This is a genomic window from Pacificibacter marinus (assembly GCF_018860665.1).
GTDB lineage: Bacteria > Pseudomonadota > Alphaproteobacteria > Rhodobacterales > Rhodobacteraceae > Celeribacter > Celeribacter marinus_A.
In genome coordinates, this window is record NZ_JAHKPK010000039.1 from 43681 (window position 1) to 58569 (window position 14889).

Below are 14889 nucleotides of genomic sequence, written 5' to 3' on the forward strand. Positions count from 1 at the left end.
GCGCGTTTTCTAGCCTCCACGAAGCGGCGCGGTGTGGTGCTTTGGTACGAGTCGATCTGTGGTGCTCTCCTCATGAGCAAGCTCACAAAGTTCGGCGCGTACCTTTAATAATGCCTCTTTGTAGTCTTTTACTTGGTCACTTGGCCGATCAGCCGGTTCGGCCAAGGCCAGCAAATGCAAAAACTTTCCATTTGAATCCTCAACGACCGTTGCGCAGCGGCGTATTCCAACGTGATTGGCTTGAGGATCTGCGACAAAAACTTCTGGACGCATTAGGTCCAAGGCATTGCGTACCGCGGCTTTTGGAAGCCAACAGGTGGATTCGCCCACTGCGCGGACAGTGCCCCAAAAACCGTCGACAAAAAACTGCGCTTGCACATCGTCCCAATCCAATCGGCTTAGGTACATTTGTGACAGTACGTCCAACTCGTATAGCGAACGGCGAAAACCTACGCTTGCGCGGATGACCACGTCAGGGTCCGGATAATCCGTTTTTGAGTGCCACAAAAGTTCATGCCCAGCGACAACGATAACTTCCGCTGAAACGCCTAACTGTTTGGACAAATCTCTCATCGTGGTGTCGAGTTTGGCCAAATAGGACTGAGACATCGGAACGTTTCGCTCCAACCGGAAATTGCGCACACAATATTTTTCGCTCGTACGAAACAGATATCCCAAATCTGACAAAGACTTGACGATCCTGTTCAGTGTCGCTGGCGACAAGCCGCAATGCCGGGCGATATCGGTTTGTTTGACCGGCCCAGGCCCCGCAGCCATGACGTATTCCAAAACTTGTAGTATGCGTTCAGTTGGGTTCATATTCATTTCATATTTGAAATTATAAATTCCATTATTGGAAAGTTTATTGATAATCGTGTATTTTATAGATTCTGTCAAGCAAGCGTATTCCCCCTCCCAAAAAAGGCAGGCTTTAAGATCAGTAATGGACAGAGGCAGAAGCTGTTGAGCGACTTTCCTGCCGTGAACGCGCGACGTTTTTGAAATGGCATTGTTGACGGATATATGTCTGATGTGACTGCAGTGGGCGCGCGTCGTTCCAATGCACGGGGTTGAACGCTCGCCAAACGGCGCTTAGAATATCGTTTGCATAAAGCCTCTTTTGCGAGGCATTCACAGGAATTTGGACGAGAAAATTCAATGACCAATACGTCGGCCAAGCCCTGCTGCAGTCCCAAATCTTTGTCAGATTCGTTGACATCGGCGTCGTCCTATCATCGCCAAGCCCTTGACGTTCGACCTGCCGATAGTGCGACGCAGCGGGAGCTGATGTTGGAATTGGTCCCCGTGGCTGGTGGATTTTTCGACATGGGAACGCGGCGCTCTCGGTTCCCACAGGATTTTGACGCACCCCGCCGAAAGGTAAAACTATCACCTTTCGGTATTGGGGCGACGACGGTCACGAATATACAATTCGCACGCTTTGTTGAGGCAACAGGGTATAAAACTGTTGCTGAACAGGAGGGCTGGTCCTTTGTGTTCCATTTGCTGTTGCGTGATCCTGATAGCTATAAAGAATCACCGCCCGGCTTGCCTTGGTGGCGTCGGGTCGATGGCGCGTATTGGAAGTCACCGGAAGGGGCTGGCTCCGATGTGTCAACTCGGCTGGATCATCCCGTTGTCCATATTTCATGGTTTGACGCTTTGGCATATTGCACTTGGGCTGGTTTGCGCTTTCCAACAGAAGCGGAATGGGAAAAAGCGGCGCGCGGTGGTTTGGCCCGTCAAAAATTCCCTTGGGGAAATCAAATGATGCCAGCAGGCAAGCATATGATGAACACGTGGCAAGGCGATTTTCCACAGACCAATAGCCAAGAAGATGGATATTTAGGGACGGCACCGGCAAAAAGTTTTGAACCGAACGGGTATGGCTTGTACAATATGACAGGTAACGTTTGGGAATGGGTTCAGGATTTCTTTCACCATGCGCCACCAAGCTCCGAGACATTATTCGATCCCACTGGACCGAAAACGGGGGAGGGGCGCGTCCAGCGCGGCGGATCCTTTTTGTGTCATGTCAGTTATTGTGATCGGTATCATGTGCATTCTCGAACTCAGAACGATCCTGACAGTTCCACCTCTCATGGTGGATTTCGTGTTGCGGCAAGTCCGAGCTGAGGTGATGGCGCGCCTTTTAAAATCATGCGTTTCGAACCGTGACAGGGCCGCATCGTCAACGTGATCGCGACAGGCCCGTGACAGGCCGTGGTGAAGAAAAAGGCCAATCCAAAGCCAAATCTACGCGCTAGAGTCCTGACCCAAGGCCTTTGCGGATGGCCTTGGGTGATAAATCGAACCATTTTTTACAGGCCCGCGAGAGTGCGGATTGCTCGGGAAATCCAAGCAGCGACGAGAGTTGAGTCAGAGACGCGTTTGTTTCCGTGAGATATTTTAGGGCCAATTCTTTCCGAATTGTATCTTTGATGTCCTGAAAGCTGATGTTTTCGGCATGAAGCCGTCTGTGCAAAGTTCTTGGATGAATGGCGAGGATGCGCGCGACATCTTCGCGATTGGCTTGCTGCGTTCCTATCAAAGGACGCAGCGCCACGCGCACGCGGTTTGCATAGCTTTGCATTGGAACCGGAAAGTTACGCTCAAGATGTTCTTTGAGCATTTGGTTCACATGAGGATCTGCATCTTCAACGGGGGTATTCCACCCTGCGACATCGAAATGAAGCGCGGCATAGAGTTGGTTCTCCAACACTGGGATGCCAAAGAATTGCCGATGGCGTGCCGCCAATGTGCCCAAGCTGTGTGGTACAGAAACGGCCACGACGCTCTTGCCAAACGGATTCTGCATCTTTCCAATTTGGAAACTCATGCCAAGGAATAATTCAAGAACCTGACGCTGAATTGGTGCTGCAACCCCATCGACAGAGATGTTGATCGAAATGGAGTCGGGTATAATGTTGCCTGGATCTTGCACTTCGATCCGCAGCGCAGTGCCCTGAATAAACGTGAATCGTGAAATGATATCACAGGCTTGGGCTGGGGTGCTGGCAGTCTTTAATACGAGCCCAAGAATGCCTAAAACACTGACGTCTTGATGTCGCGCGATGCGCAAGCCGAGATCGCCACATTGTGTCGCAATGCTGCTTGCTTCCAATAGGCCGCAGACAGCCACCATGGGTAAGAGCGCATCGTCATCGCTTAACAATGCTTCGTTAAGTTCGAACTGCTTTAGTAAGCGAGACGGCGAAACGCCCAATTCCTGCATGACATCTTGATACCCTCTGAGGGCGGCGGCGCGAATTACGTGGTTCATGTCCTAAAAAGACATTTTTTTGTCCTTAAATGTCAAGACGATTCAGCTGTTGAGGCGTAACTGAACCGATCAGTGCAGTTTGGCTTTCGGGAATCACACCCAATGTATTGCCTCTTCAAGAAAGGCTCAAAATGAAACGGTTACATGTTGCGATACAGATATTCGTGATTGCTTTTACCTTGGCAGTCCCCAATCTGAGTGACGCGCAGACGCCCATCGTCAAGATTGAAGCAGTTGAGGCGTCGGATGGCGGCTTTAAGCGTACCTTCTTTGGAAATGTCGTCGCGCGGGAAACTGTAGATTTAGCGTTTCAGGTTCAGGGGCAGATTGTCGAATTTCCGTTGGAAGAAGGTGCGGATGTGCCCAAAGGCGGACTGGTTGCCAGCCTTGATCTTGTTCCGTTCGAGCTGTCCCTTGAAGAGGCTCGCCTGAACAGCGATCAGGCAATGCGCACATTGGAACGGTATCGCCAACTGGAAGGAAGTGCGGTGAGCCAAACAGCCGTGCAAGATGCAGAAACTGATGTCAAGTTGGCGAACGTCGCCATGCGTAATGCGGAACGCGCGCTAGAACAGGCCACGTTGCACGCGCCCTTTGATGCACTGGTCGCGTCTCGTCTGGTGCCGAATTTTTCCACTACGGGTGCTGGAACACCGGTTGTGCGGTTACACGATATGTCCGACTTGCGGATTGAAATCGAAGTGTCCGAGACATTGTTCCAACAGGCTGGACGGAACCCGAACGTAGAGATTTACGCCGAATTTACGGGACACCTGAACCAGTACCCCCTTGAAATAAGAGAAGTGAACGCCGAAACCGCATCAGTTGGCCAAACGTATTCAATAACCCTTGGCATGGCGCCTCGGGATGATCTGACAGTCTGGCCGGGATCGTCAGCCAAGGTCACAGCGATTTCATTGGCTGATGAGGCCCGCATAACTGTGCCTGCGTCTGCCATTACCATAGGGAACGACGGCGGCACCTCTGTCATGGTCTTTACGCCGACGGGCGAAAGAGAGGGGCACGTTACAACGACGGCGGTTGAAATAGCTGCCACAGAGAATGGCGAGATCGAGATCGTGACTGGGCTTGAGGTCGGTGAGGAAATCGTCACCGTCGGCGCATCCATGCTGACAGATGGCCAAGACGTTCGTCGCTTCACCGGTTTCGGGGATTAAGAACATCATGGATATTGCGCGTTACTCTATCAACAACCCGATTTTCACTTGGATCGTGATCCTGATGTGCCTGCTGGGGGGCACTTGGGGGTTTTCCTCACTCGGTCGGTTGGAAGATCCGGCATTTACAATCAAAGTGGCGATTGTGGTGACACAATACCCCGGAGCGTCAGCCGAAGAAGTTGCGACAGAAGTATCAGAGCCGATCGAATCCGCGATTCAAAAAATGGGTGAGGTCAAGTTGATTGAAACCATGAACCAGCCGGGCTTGTCATGGGTTACTGTTGAAATGGAAGATCACTACGACGGGAGTGAACTGCCGTCGATCTGGACAAAATTGCGCAATAGGGTGGGCGAAGCCGCGTTGCCCAGCGGGGCGACCACGCCTTTTATCAACGACAGTTTTGGAGATGTTTACGGGCTCTATTATGCTATTACAGCGCCTGGGTTCAGTGACCGCGAAATAAATGATCTTGCGGATTATTTACGGCGAGAGGTGCTATCCGTTGATGGTGTGGCCGATGCGGTAATTTCAGGGCAACCAAATGAACGCATTTATGTGGAGCCGAATTTAGCGCTGTCTACTTCGCTTGGTATTCCGCCTGCGACGATACAGGCTGCGCTTGCGAATGCGGATGAAATTGTCGATGGCGGGTCTATTCAAGACGAGGAAGGCCGAACACTTATTCAACGCCCCGACGGGTCAGATAGCGTTTCCGCCATTGCGGCGCTTGCGGTTGGGGTTAGCGGGCAGGTCGTAAACTTGTCGGATTTCGCCAATGTGTATCGCGGACGCGAAGATACCCCAGACCTCATCCTGCGTCACAACGGAGTAGAAGCTTTCAGTCTTGGCGTTGCCGGACTTTCGACGGAAAACATCGTTGAAGTTGGTCATGCCGTTGACGCAAAACTGGAACAGCTCAAGCAATCTATTCCTGTTGGCATTACGATTTCACCAATTTACCAGCAACATGTCGTCGTTGAAGACGCCTCAAATACCTTTTTGGTAAACCTCGCCATGTCGGTGGCGATTGTGATTGTCGTTCTGGCAATTTTCATGGGCTGGCGCGCGTCAATGGTTGTGGGGGCAACGCTGCTGCTTACAGTTGTCGGCACCTTGTTTTTTATGGCGCTTGGATCGATTGAAATGGAACGTATTTCGCTCGGCGCGTTGATCATCGCGATGGGGATGCTGGTCGATAACGCGATTGTTGTGGCTGAAGGCATGCAAATCAATATGCAGCGCGGTCAAACGTCTCGTGAAGCCTCGACAGAGGCTGCCAGCAAAACGCAAATTCCATTGCTGGGGGCCACTGTGATCGGCATCATGGCCTTTGCGGGGATCGGGCTTAGTCCTGATGCTACCGGCGAATTTCTGTTTTCTCTCTTCGCTGTGATCGGCATTTCGTTGATGCTGTCTTGGGTTTTGGCGATCACTGTGACTCCTTTGTTGGGCCACTACTTTTTCCGCCAAGGCGAAGAAGGAGCAAGTGCTGGCTATGACGGTTTCATTTTTCGTGGTTATGCCAGCGTCCTGCGCGCCAGCCTTAAATTGCGTTGGTTGGTTCTTGTTACGCTGATCGGCACAACGGTGGTTTGTTATGCGCTGTTTGGCCAAATCAAACAGCAGTTTTTTCCTGACAGCAACACACCGCTATACTTTGTGAACTACAAGCTGCCTCAAGGCGCGGGGATCGATCAGACATCTAATGACATGCAAACACTTGAAAATTGGTTGGTTGAGCGTGACGATGTGGTTGCCGTTACGTCCTATTCGGGCATGGGCGCCTCGCGCTTTATGCTGACCTACGAAAGCGAAGACCCGAACCCAAGCTATGGCCATCTTATCGTGCGCGTCAGTTCTCTGGATGTCATTCAGGATGAAATGGATGACTTAGAGGCCTATGCGCTAGAGGCCGTGCCGCAGGGGGAATTTCGTGTCAAACGTTTGGCTTTTGGTCCCGGAGGAGGGGCCCCGATTGAGGTGCGCTTCTCCGGTGCTGATCCAGAAGTGCTGCGGGATTTGTCAGACGAGGCCGTCGCACGTCTGCGCGCCGCGTCCGCCAATATCATTTCTCCACGCTATGACTGGCGCGAGAAAGAATTGGTGCTGCGCCCGATCTATGCCGAAGACCGCGCTCAGGAGGCCGGCATTTCACGCTCAGATATCACCAGCATGTTGCAGTTCGCGACAGAGGGGACCACGTCGGGTGTCTTTCGCGAGGGTGATCGTCAAATCCCCATAATCCTGCGCACCGCGCGGGACGCAGATTTGTCGTTGATGGATCACAGCATCTATTCCGAAAGCGACGGCGAACTGGTGCCGATGGCGCAGGTGATCGATGGTTTCAGGTTTGAGGCACAGGATACATTGGTGTTTCGACGCGACCGTGCGAATGTCATCACTGTCGGTGCGGATATTCCGCGCGGCATGACTGCAACCGAAGTCTTGGCCGAAGTGCGCGCGACCATCGAAGACATGGAAATCCCGAATGGGTATTCTATGGAATGGGGCGGTGAGTTCGAAAGCTCAACCGACGCGCAGGCCTCCTTGGGAACGCAGCTTCCGATGAGTATGATCATTATGGTGCTGATCACGGTGCTTTTGTTCAACGCTTTGCGTCAGCCTATCATCATCTGGTTGTTGGTGCCTATGTCAGTCAACGGTGTCAGTCTAGCGTTGTTGGGCACGGGATTGCCATTCACCTTCACCGCGCTGCTTGGCTTATTGTCGCTGTCTGGCATGTTGATCAAAAACGGAATTGTACTGGTGGAAGAGATCGACCTCATCAGAAAGGCGGACCCTGATATGCCACTGGAAGAAGCTATTGTTTCGGCGTCAACATCACGTTTGCGACCTGTTTTTCTGGCGGCAGCAACGACGATCTTGGGGATGTTACCACTGCTTTGGGATGCATTCTTTCAGTCCATGGCAGCGACGATTATGGGCGGGTTGGCCTTTGCCTCTGTTCTGACAATGATCGCGGCGCCGGTTTTGTATTACGTGTTCTTTAAATCGTCGAAAGGGCGAGGAGATGACACCGCAGCGGTTGCTGCATAGCCGTACGTGTCGCTACACCGCAAGCGTGATGAAAGTCCAAGGTTCTTCGTCACGTCTTGCGGGACTTGTCAAATACAAGCCGGAAATAGCTGTCGTGCGTGGCCTGATCTGTGGCGTCGCAATCTCATGCGTTGACCTTAAAGATTGGCCCGTGATCGTAAGATATTGCAAAACTCCAAGGCGGCCTCGCTTTGTGTTTCCTTTCGCCGCGTCACCAGTCCAAAACCGGTGAGCCGGATGTCCGGTTCAACGGCAAGGGTCGTGAAAAGACCGGCTTTTATATGTGCATCCACAACTGCCTCGGGCAGCAGCGCGACGGCGTCAGAGACCTGTACAAGGTTTAGGATGAGCAAGACCGAGGAACATTCTATCGTGTCCGTCAGCCGGTCCAGTCCAGCGTCATGCAGCGCGGCGTCCAGCACGTGACGTGAAGGATTTGACAAAGGCTGTAAGACCCAAGAACATTCAGCCAGATCGGACAGTTGCATCCTACCTGCGCGTTGAAGAGGATGCCCCATCCGTGCGACGACGACCAGCCGTTCTTCGGCCAGCAGTTCGAATGTAAACATATGACGATGCCGCTCTGTGCTAAACCGCCCCACTGCAAGATCCAGCCCACCTGCTTCAAGCTGGTCAAGAATGTCATCGCTGGTTTCACCATGCAAGGACACCATAAGCTGCGGGCGTTTGCGTTTGATTTCTGCCACGGACCGCGCCACAAAGTCTGGGGCGGCGCCTGTTATCGCGCCCACTGAAAGGGTGCCATATCCACCCGCACGACGGGCTTGGAATTCATCGGAAAACTTGTGCAGCCGTGACAGTTGCGCCCGTACATTTGTGATGACAAATGCCCCCAGTGGTGTCGGTTCCATACCGCGCGGTTTGCGCTCGAAAAGAGCAGCTTCAAAAATATCTTCGACGTCGCGTAGCATCTTGGACGCGGTGGATTGCGTCATGTTCAACGCGTCTGCGGCCCGATGTGTGGTGCCGTGATCGGCCAAGGCCACAATCAGCGACATATGCCGCACTTTCAGGTTGGCTGTTATATCCCGTTTCACGCTTTATCGACCTTTCGCAATGATCGTCTTTCGCGATTGCAGAGACGTATTTATTCATTGGACGTTATCACGCGGGCCGATACTGTCAACGGTGAGGAGAAGGTTGGGAGACCTGTAAACACCGTTAGAACAATAGGATAAGCCGTGCAGTTTGCGCGCCCTGTTGGTGTGCTGTTCACCCGAGTTATGCGTCCTTCAGTACAGTTTTACGGCCGTTCGTGCCGTAGGTGCGAAAGGACCGTTAGGTATCGTAAAAGAGGAGGATTAAAATGCATTTTATCAAAACTATCGTAGCTGTTGGGGGCCTGATGGCTATGACAGGTGCCGCATGGGCACAAGAGTATCCTGAACGTCCCATTCAGATGATCGTGCCTTGGGGCGCGGGTGGTGGCACCGATGCGGTGGGCCGTTTGCTGGGCGCTGAAATTCAAAAGGAACTTGGTGTTCCGGTTAACGTCGTGAACCGCACTGGCGGATCGGGTGTTGTGGGGCATAGCGCCATCGCCAACGCTGACCCAGATGGCTACACCATCGGTATCATGACCATTGAAGTCGATATGATGCATTGGCAGGGTTTGACTGATCTGACCTACGAAGATTTTGATGTTTTGGCCATCGTCAACTCCGATCCGGGTGGGGTCATGGTGTCTGCAGATGCGGGCTATGACAGCGTCGAAGCGTTGCTGGAAAAAATCAAAAGCGAACCTGCTGGCACGTTCAAAGCCTCCGGCACAGGGCAGGGCGGCATTTGGCATGTCGGGCTTGCGGGCTGGTTGCTGTCTGAAGGTCTGGCGCCTGATCATGTGACATTCGTGCCCAGCCAAGGGGCCGCACCAGGGTTGACGGACATGGTTGCAGGCGGCGTCGATATTGTGCCGTCATCACTGGCCGAAGGTCGGTCCATGATTGATGCAAAGCGCGTTGTGCCATTGGCAACGATGTCTCCTGATCGTCAAGATGCCTTTCCTGACGTTCCGACATTGGCAGAAACCACCGGTTCTGATTGGAATGTCGCGGTTTGGCGGTCTGTTGCCGCCCCTGCGGGCTTGCCAGAAGACGTAAAAGTCAAATTGATGGACGCGATTGAGACGGCGTATCATTCAGACGCTTATCAGGACTTTATGAAAGATCGTGGATTTGGTCTGCGCTGGGCCAAAGGCGACGATGCGACAGCTATCGTGGCGGCAGATGATGCTGTTTTTGGTGAGGTCATGACAAAAGCAGGCCTCGCGGCTCAATAAATGGCCGCCCAATAACGGGCTTCGCCAGACATCAAAGCCGTCGCCGTAAAATCGGCGACGGCACATCATATAGCGACCAACGACAGGACACAGGATGCGCGTCACCGATCTGACATTGGGGTTACTAACCCTGCTAGGAGGGATAGCGATTTATCTCTCGGCGATAAATTTTCATGCGATCCCCGGGCAGGACTACGGCGCAGGCACGATGCCGCGCGCTATCGCTTTTGTGACAGGTCTTGTGGGGATATTCATGATCACCAAAGCTGCCATTGCGGGCGAACGCTTGCCGGGGTTGCAACTTGCAGAATGGACCCGCAGTGGTGGGGCTGTGCTGCGTATGTTTGCTGTCTTGGGGCTGATTGTGACCTATATCGTCGTCTCGCCGTTGCTTGGCTTTTTGCCTACAGCCTTTTGCGTGATGCTGGTGGCGATGCTGATCCTTGGGGTGCGCATTCCAACCGCGATTATTGTGTCAGCTCTAACGTCTGTTACCATCCAACAAAGCTTTGGCAAACTTTTGCTCGTCCCGCTGCCGCGCAGTGATTTCTTGAACGTCTTTTGGTGAAAATTTCATGTCAATTGTGATTGAAGCTGCGAACCTTGTGTTCCAACCCTACGTCCTGCTGGTGATCTTTGGCGCTGCCGCCTTTGGTATGTTTGTCGGTGCCATTCCGGGTCTGACCGCAACCATGGCCACGGCGCTATTGGTGCCGGTGACCTTTTTCATGGATCCTGTGCCTGCCATTGCCACTATCGTAACGGCCACGGCTATGGCGATTTTTGCCGGCGATATACCCGGAACTTTGCTGCGTATGCCCGGCACGCCAGCCAGCGCTGCCTATGTGCAAGACGCCTATGCTATGACCCAACAAGGCCGCCCCGAAGCAGCTCTTGGCGCCTCATTGGTGTTTTCGTCAATCGGCGGCATCTTTGGCACCCTTGTGCTGATCACGGCCTCGCCTGTCTTGGCTGAAATCGCGTTGAAATTCTCATCGTTTGAATATTTTTGGCTGGTGGTTCTGGGCCTGTCCTGTGCTGTGTTCATCTCGCCCGGGTCCCCTGCACGCGGGCTTATCGCGCTGTTCATCGGGTTGTTTGCGGCCACGGTTGGTTTGGACAACCCAGCAGCTGTGCCGCGCTACACCTTTGGGTCCGTCGAGATGATGGGCGGGGTGCAGTTCATTCCCGCTATGATCGGCCTGTTTGCTGTATCCGAAGTCATCCGCGCCTTTATCAAGCGCGCCAGTGATGTGCGTCCGCCTTCGACCTCGGGCAAAAGCATCTTTCGCCAGCAAGCAACCAATCTTGTGACCTATCCTGTGCAGGCGTTGCGCGGCAGTGTTTTAGGCACCGCCATTGGCGCGCTGCCCGGCGCTGGGGCTGATATCGCGGCTTGGATTTCATACGCCATTAGTAAGAAATTTTCAAAAACCCCTGAGAAATTTGGCAAAGGTCATGTCGAAGGCTTGGTCGAGGCGGGGGCCTCTAACAACGGTGCCATGAGCGGTGCGTGGATTCCGGCGCTTGTCTTTGGCATCCCCGGCGATTCCATCACTGCCATCGTGATCGGTGTCCTGTATATCAAAGGCATCAATCCGGGGCCGATGGTCTTCATCACCCAGCCGGAAATGATCTATGCGGTGTTCATCGTATTCTTGCTGGCCAATGTGATCATGCTGCCGTTGGGCTGGATCGCGATCAAGGGCGCGCGCCACGTTTTGTCTATTCCGCAAAAGGTGCTGATGCCTGTGATTTTGATGTTCTGCATGGTTGGATCATTTGCCATCAACAATTCTGTCTTTGGGATCGGCTTGATGTTGTTCTTTGGTGTCATTGGGTTCTTGATGGAAGAAAATGATATCCCCATCGCACCTGCGATTTTGGGGTTGGTCTTAGGACCGATGTTGGAACAGAATTTCGTCACATCAATGATCAAATCTGACGGCAGTTTTCTTGCCTTTTTTGAACGCCCGATTGCCGCAGGGCTTGGTCTGTTTTCCATCGCGATCTGGACGATCCCGTTGGTTCTGTGGCTGTTGCACCGTCGCAGTGCCAGACAAAGCCTGTCCTGAGAACGATTTCAGATAGGTTGCGACCAAAACCAAAGACATACAGCCCGATTCATTTTTGGTTTCGGGTTGTATGCCATCGCAGGACATGTGGATGTCTCTCATAAGAATGGCGGGCATCGCGATGTTGAAATGAGGAGCGTTTGATGCTGCTGCAACGCAAAATTGTTTCAGTCTTCTTTGGCGCGTTGCCTTAGGCGTTTGAAAACATCCTCTGTGCTTGCTTCGCCTTCAAGAAGCTGCCAGCGCTCAAGCAAAGGTCGGCCGGAATTGCGACAATGCAAGGCCATCGCAGCGCGCGCGGCTTTGGCGTCATGTGCGGCCAGTGCGTTCACGATGGCCATATGTTCGTCGCGCGAAAATCGTGCAATGTCATCAGGGCTTTGTCGGTTGTTCAATCGCGTCCATTCTGGATAGCGCTGGCGCACGCGCCAAAAGTCTTTGACGACCGACACAAAGACTGTATTGCCAGTCGAGCGCGCAACGGTCAGGTGAAATTCGCTGTCGAAAGCTTCAATTTGGTCAAGGCTGGCGGTCGCGGCGCACATGCCTTCTACGCAGCGTTCAAGTTGGGCAATCTCGGCTGGGGTGATCAGCGCTGCGGCGATTGATGCAATTTCAGGTTCGATTACAAAGCGTGCTTCGACCAGTTCAAAATAGCCAGGCAGGCCAGATGTTTCGATCTGAGCATCGGGCAGGGTGCGCGTCACAAAAGCCCCAGCCCCGTATCGGGTGACAACATAGCCCATCAATTCTAGCGCAATCATCGCCTCGCGCACTGTGGTGCGGCTGACGCCAAGTTGTTCAACAAGATCCTTATCTGCGGGCATCTTGCTATCAAGTGGAAGATCGCCAGCGCGAATACGCGCGGCGATCTCGTCTGCTACAAGGCGATAGCGGGGGGTTTGGATGATAGGGTTCAGCATATATGCGCCTTAGGTGTTTGGAAGATCGTCTTCCATATAGTAACGAACATTGTCCTCAAAACTGGTATCCGCTTTCAACCCCAGCGCCAATGCCTTGTCAAACCGGTAGTCAAAGCGCCAGCCGTGAACGATAGTGGCAATGTCTGGCTGTGCTTCCCATTTAATCAGCTTTGCCGGTTTTGGTCCAGCAACGGCTGTCAGCGCGTCAATCATCTGCCGTATCGACAGGCGCTGACCAGGCAAGGTCATGCAGCGCTGTTGACCCAAATCTGCGGCGTCCAGTTCGGCCCCTTTGATCAGGTTTTCGACACAGCGTCGTGGCGACAGGTAGAAATGTTCTTGATCCTCATCAACAGGACAGATCGCAGGTTCGCCATTCAACGGCTCGCGGATGATGGAGGACATAAAGGAAGAGGCCGCGCGATTGGGCTTGCCTGGTCGCACGGAAATCGTCGGAAGACGGAACCCACGCCCATCGACATAGCCTTTACGGGAATAGTCATTCAGCAACAGCTCGCCGATGGCCTTTTGCATGCCGTAACTGGTTTGCGGATTGGGAATGGTGTGATCGGTGATCGGGTCAGGGACCTCGCCACCGAAAACAGCAAGTGATGATGTAAAGACAACAACGGGACATGTGCCGAGCATGCGGCACCGTTCAAGTATGTTGAGCGTCCCGTCCAGATTGACTTTCATCCCGACTTCAAAATCTTCCTCAGCATGCGAAGAGACAACAGCCGCAAAGTGAAAAATCACGTCCGTGTCAGCGGTGATCAGTTGATCCACGGATGCGCGGTCAGTGATGTCGCAGGCCGTTGTTTTGACGGCAAATGGCGCATCAAGCGTATCAGGAGCGGCAATATCTGCAAGCGTCAACGATTGAATGGTTTGCCCCCGCAGGCTGCCTTTGCGTGCAAGGTTTTGTGCTGTTTTGCGGCCAATAAAGCCGCCGCCGCCAATGATCGTCACGTGCATTTGGGTCGTTTCCCTAGAATTGTAAAGTGAGGAGAAGTAGAGAGGGGCCGCCGATCACAGTGACGGCCCCAAATTGGTTAGTCTGCCTGTGGGCCAAGGCCGATGCGCGCTAAGAACGCCTTGTGGCTATCGACCATCACTTGCGCCTCAGGTGTTTTTGCACCCCAGATATCCCAACGGCTGACAGCGGCTTCGCGGAACGCGGCACGGTCTTCTGCGGACCAATCATAAAAGGTCACACCGAGCTCTGGCAGCTGTGTCAATGCTTCGCCATTTTCGAGGGTTGTCCGCATCATCAGTTTCAACGCTAGTGAATCCATCGCGGTTGTCATGATCGTCTGTTGCGCCGCGTCAAGCCCATCCCAAACGGATTTGTTGCACGCGAGGTGGTCCGAGCTCATGGAGTGAAAACCGGGGTAGGTGGTGTGCTTGACGACATCGTAGATGCCTAAACCCACATTGTTGGCCAAAGTAGACGCATCTGCCCCATCAATGATGCCCGTTTCGAGTGCGGTGAAAATCTCGGTAAAGTCCATGACCACCGGGGCTGAGCCAAGCTCTGCGAAGATTTCTGTCTCCATGCCCGGAGGCGAACGGAATTTCCAACCTTTCAGATCCTCGATCCCATTCAACGGTTTGGATGAGCTCATTGATTCCTGTCCTCCCAGATAGGCTCCAACAAATTCCATGCCGCTGGCGTGATACAATTCGTTCATGGCTTCGCGGCCACCGCCGAAGGAAATCCAAGTCAGAAACTCTACCGGCGTATCATAGCCGCCCATGGTATCTGCTGCGAATTGATAGGCTGGATTGACGCCCGTTTGATAGCTTGGGTTGGTCATGTCGCAGTCAAGAACGCCGTTGATAGCGGCTGAGAACGTCTCAGCTGAGGCGACAACCGCCGAGCTGTAATACATTTCGATGTCTAGCGATCCATCCGACATGGTTTCGACCTGATCTACGAATTCTTTCACAAGTTGGCCAGAGGTGGATTCTGGTGACTGATGCGTTTGAATGCGAAGGATGGTCTGCGCGGATGCGCCTCCGGCTAAAAGCATCGAGCTAGCGAGAAGAGCGGTGAGTGATTTCGACATT

Annotated in this window: 12 protein-coding genes; 6 read left to right on the forward strand and 6 right to left on the reverse strand. The window is 53.2% G+C overall.

Annotated elements, in window-relative coordinates; genetic code table 11:
* Window positions 1–9: 9 nt before the first annotated feature.
* The gene (locus KO497_RS11805) at window positions 10–819 is read right to left on the reverse strand and encodes a MarR family transcriptional regulator (protein WP_215944173.1); all 810 of its coding nucleotides are present in this window, start codon (window positions 817–819) and stop codon (window positions 10–12) included.
* A gap of 339 nt (window positions 820–1158) precedes the next feature.
* Here KO497_RS11805 and KO497_RS11810 point away from each other — a divergent pair, with 339 nt between their 5' ends.
* A complete protein-coding gene (locus tag KO497_RS11810) occupies window positions 1159–2136 on the forward strand; it encodes a formylglycine-generating enzyme family protein (RefSeq protein WP_215944174.1) in 978 nt (325 codons plus the stop codon).
* A gap of 127 nt (window positions 2137–2263) precedes the next feature.
* Here KO497_RS11810 and KO497_RS11815 read toward each other — a convergent pair whose 3' ends face one another.
* Window positions 2264–3283: an AraC family transcriptional regulator gene (locus KO497_RS11815; RefSeq protein ID WP_215944175.1), complete on the reverse strand. Its 1020-nt coding sequence runs from the start codon at window positions 3281–3283 to the stop codon at window positions 2264–2266.
* 131 nt (window positions 3284–3414) lie between these two features.
* Between KO497_RS11815 and KO497_RS11820 the strand changes: the two genes are divergently transcribed.
* Together KO497_RS11820 and KO497_RS11825 are read left to right on the forward strand one after the other, a co-directional pair.
* A complete protein-coding gene (locus tag KO497_RS11820; protein ID WP_215944176.1) occupies window positions 3415–4461 on the forward strand; it encodes an efflux RND transporter periplasmic adaptor subunit in 1047 nt (348 codons plus the stop codon).
* A gap of 7 nt (window positions 4462–4468) precedes the next feature.
* On the forward strand, window positions 4469–7522 hold the full coding sequence (locus tag KO497_RS11825) for an efflux RND transporter permease subunit (protein ID WP_215944199.1): 3054 nt from the start codon (window positions 4469–4471) through the stop codon (window positions 7520–7522).
* 137 nt (window positions 7523–7659) lie between these two features.
* Here the strand turns inward: KO497_RS11825 and KO497_RS11830 are convergent, their stop codons facing one another.
* Entirely contained in the window at window positions 7660–8580 is a 921-nt protein-coding gene (locus tag KO497_RS11830) for a LysR family transcriptional regulator (RefSeq protein ID WP_354668116.1), read from the reverse strand.
* 269 nt (window positions 8581–8849) lie between these two features.
* On the opposite strand from KO497_RS11830, the gene KO497_RS11835 reads away from it, so the two are divergent.
* From KO497_RS11835 to KO497_RS11845, 3 genes are all read left to right on the forward strand, one after another.
* Entirely contained in the window at window positions 8850–9821 is a 972-nt protein-coding gene (locus tag KO497_RS11835; RefSeq protein ID WP_215944177.1) for a Bug family tripartite tricarboxylate transporter substrate binding protein, read from the forward strand.
* A gap of 94 nt (window positions 9822–9915) precedes the next feature.
* Complete coding sequence (locus KO497_RS11840) at window positions 9916–10389, forward strand: tripartite tricarboxylate transporter TctB family protein (RefSeq protein ID WP_215944178.1); 474 nt, start codon at window positions 9916–9918, stop codon at window positions 10387–10389.
* A 7-nt stretch (window positions 10390–10396) separates the two neighbouring features.
* The gene (locus KO497_RS11845; RefSeq protein ID WP_215944179.1) at window positions 10397–11896 is read left to right on the forward strand and encodes a tripartite tricarboxylate transporter permease; all 1500 of its coding nucleotides are present in this window, start codon (window positions 10397–10399) and stop codon (window positions 11894–11896) included.
* Between the two features lie 167 nt (window positions 11897–12063).
* On the opposite strand, the gene KO497_RS11850 is transcribed toward KO497_RS11845, so the two are convergent.
* The 3 genes from KO497_RS11850 to KO497_RS11860 all read right to left on the reverse strand — a co-directional run bounded on the left by KO497_RS11850 (window position 12064) and on the right by KO497_RS11860 (window position 14888).
* Window positions 12064–12819 (reverse strand): FadR/GntR family transcriptional regulator, encoded by a 756-nt coding sequence (locus KO497_RS11850; protein WP_215944180.1) that lies wholly within the window; start codon window positions 12817–12819, stop codon window positions 12064–12066.
* 9 nt (window positions 12820–12828) lie between these two features.
* Complete coding sequence (denD, locus tag KO497_RS11855; RefSeq protein ID WP_215944181.1) at window positions 12829–13794, reverse strand: D-erythronate dehydrogenase; 966 nt, start codon at window positions 13792–13794, stop codon at window positions 12829–12831.
* A 77-nt stretch (window positions 13795–13871) separates the two neighbouring features.
* Window positions 13872–14888: a TRAP transporter substrate-binding protein gene (locus KO497_RS11860; RefSeq protein WP_215944182.1), complete on the reverse strand. Its 1017-nt coding sequence runs from the start codon at window positions 14886–14888 to the stop codon at window positions 13872–13874.
* Window position 14889 lies beyond the last annotated feature (1 nt).

What these genes read in the sequence shown, in the direction of transcription:
- KO497_RS11805 (WP_215944173.1), bottom strand. Translation starts at nt 819, where the DNA reads ATGAACCCAACTGAACGCATACTACAAGTTTTGGAATACGTCATGGCT.
- KO497_RS11810 (WP_215944174.1), top strand. Translation starts at nt 1,159, where the DNA reads ATGACCAATACGTCGGCCAAGCCCTGCTGCAGTCCCAAATCTTTGTCA.
- KO497_RS11815 (WP_215944175.1), bottom strand. Translation starts at nt 3,283, where the DNA reads ATGAACCACGTAATTCGCGCCGCCGCCCTCAGAGGGTATCAAGATGTC.
- KO497_RS11820 (WP_215944176.1), top strand. Translation starts at nt 3,415, where the DNA reads ATGAAACGGTTACATGTTGCGATACAGATATTCGTGATTGCTTTTACC.
- KO497_RS11825 (WP_215944199.1), top strand. Translation starts at nt 4,469, where the DNA reads ATGGATATTGCGCGTTACTCTATCAACAACCCGATTTTCACTTGGATC.
- KO497_RS11835 (WP_215944177.1), top strand. Translation starts at nt 8,850, where the DNA reads ATGCATTTTATCAAAACTATCGTAGCTGTTGGGGGCCTGATGGCTATG.
- KO497_RS11840 (WP_215944178.1), top strand. Translation starts at nt 9,916, where the DNA reads ATGCGCGTCACCGATCTGACATTGGGGTTACTAACCCTGCTAGGAGGG.
- KO497_RS11845 (WP_215944179.1), top strand. Translation starts at nt 10,397, where the DNA reads ATGTCAATTGTGATTGAAGCTGCGAACCTTGTGTTCCAACCCTACGTC.
- KO497_RS11850 (WP_215944180.1), bottom strand. Translation starts at nt 12,819, where the DNA reads ATGCTGAACCCTATCATCCAAACCCCCCGCTATCGCCTTGTAGCAGAC.
- denD (WP_215944181.1), bottom strand. Translation starts at nt 13,794, where the DNA reads ATGCACGTGACGATCATTGGCGGCGGCGGCTTTATTGGCCGCAAAACA.
- KO497_RS11860 (WP_215944182.1), bottom strand. Translation starts at nt 14,888, where the DNA reads ATGTCGAAATCACTCACCGCTCTTCTCGCTAGCTCGATGCTTTTAGCC.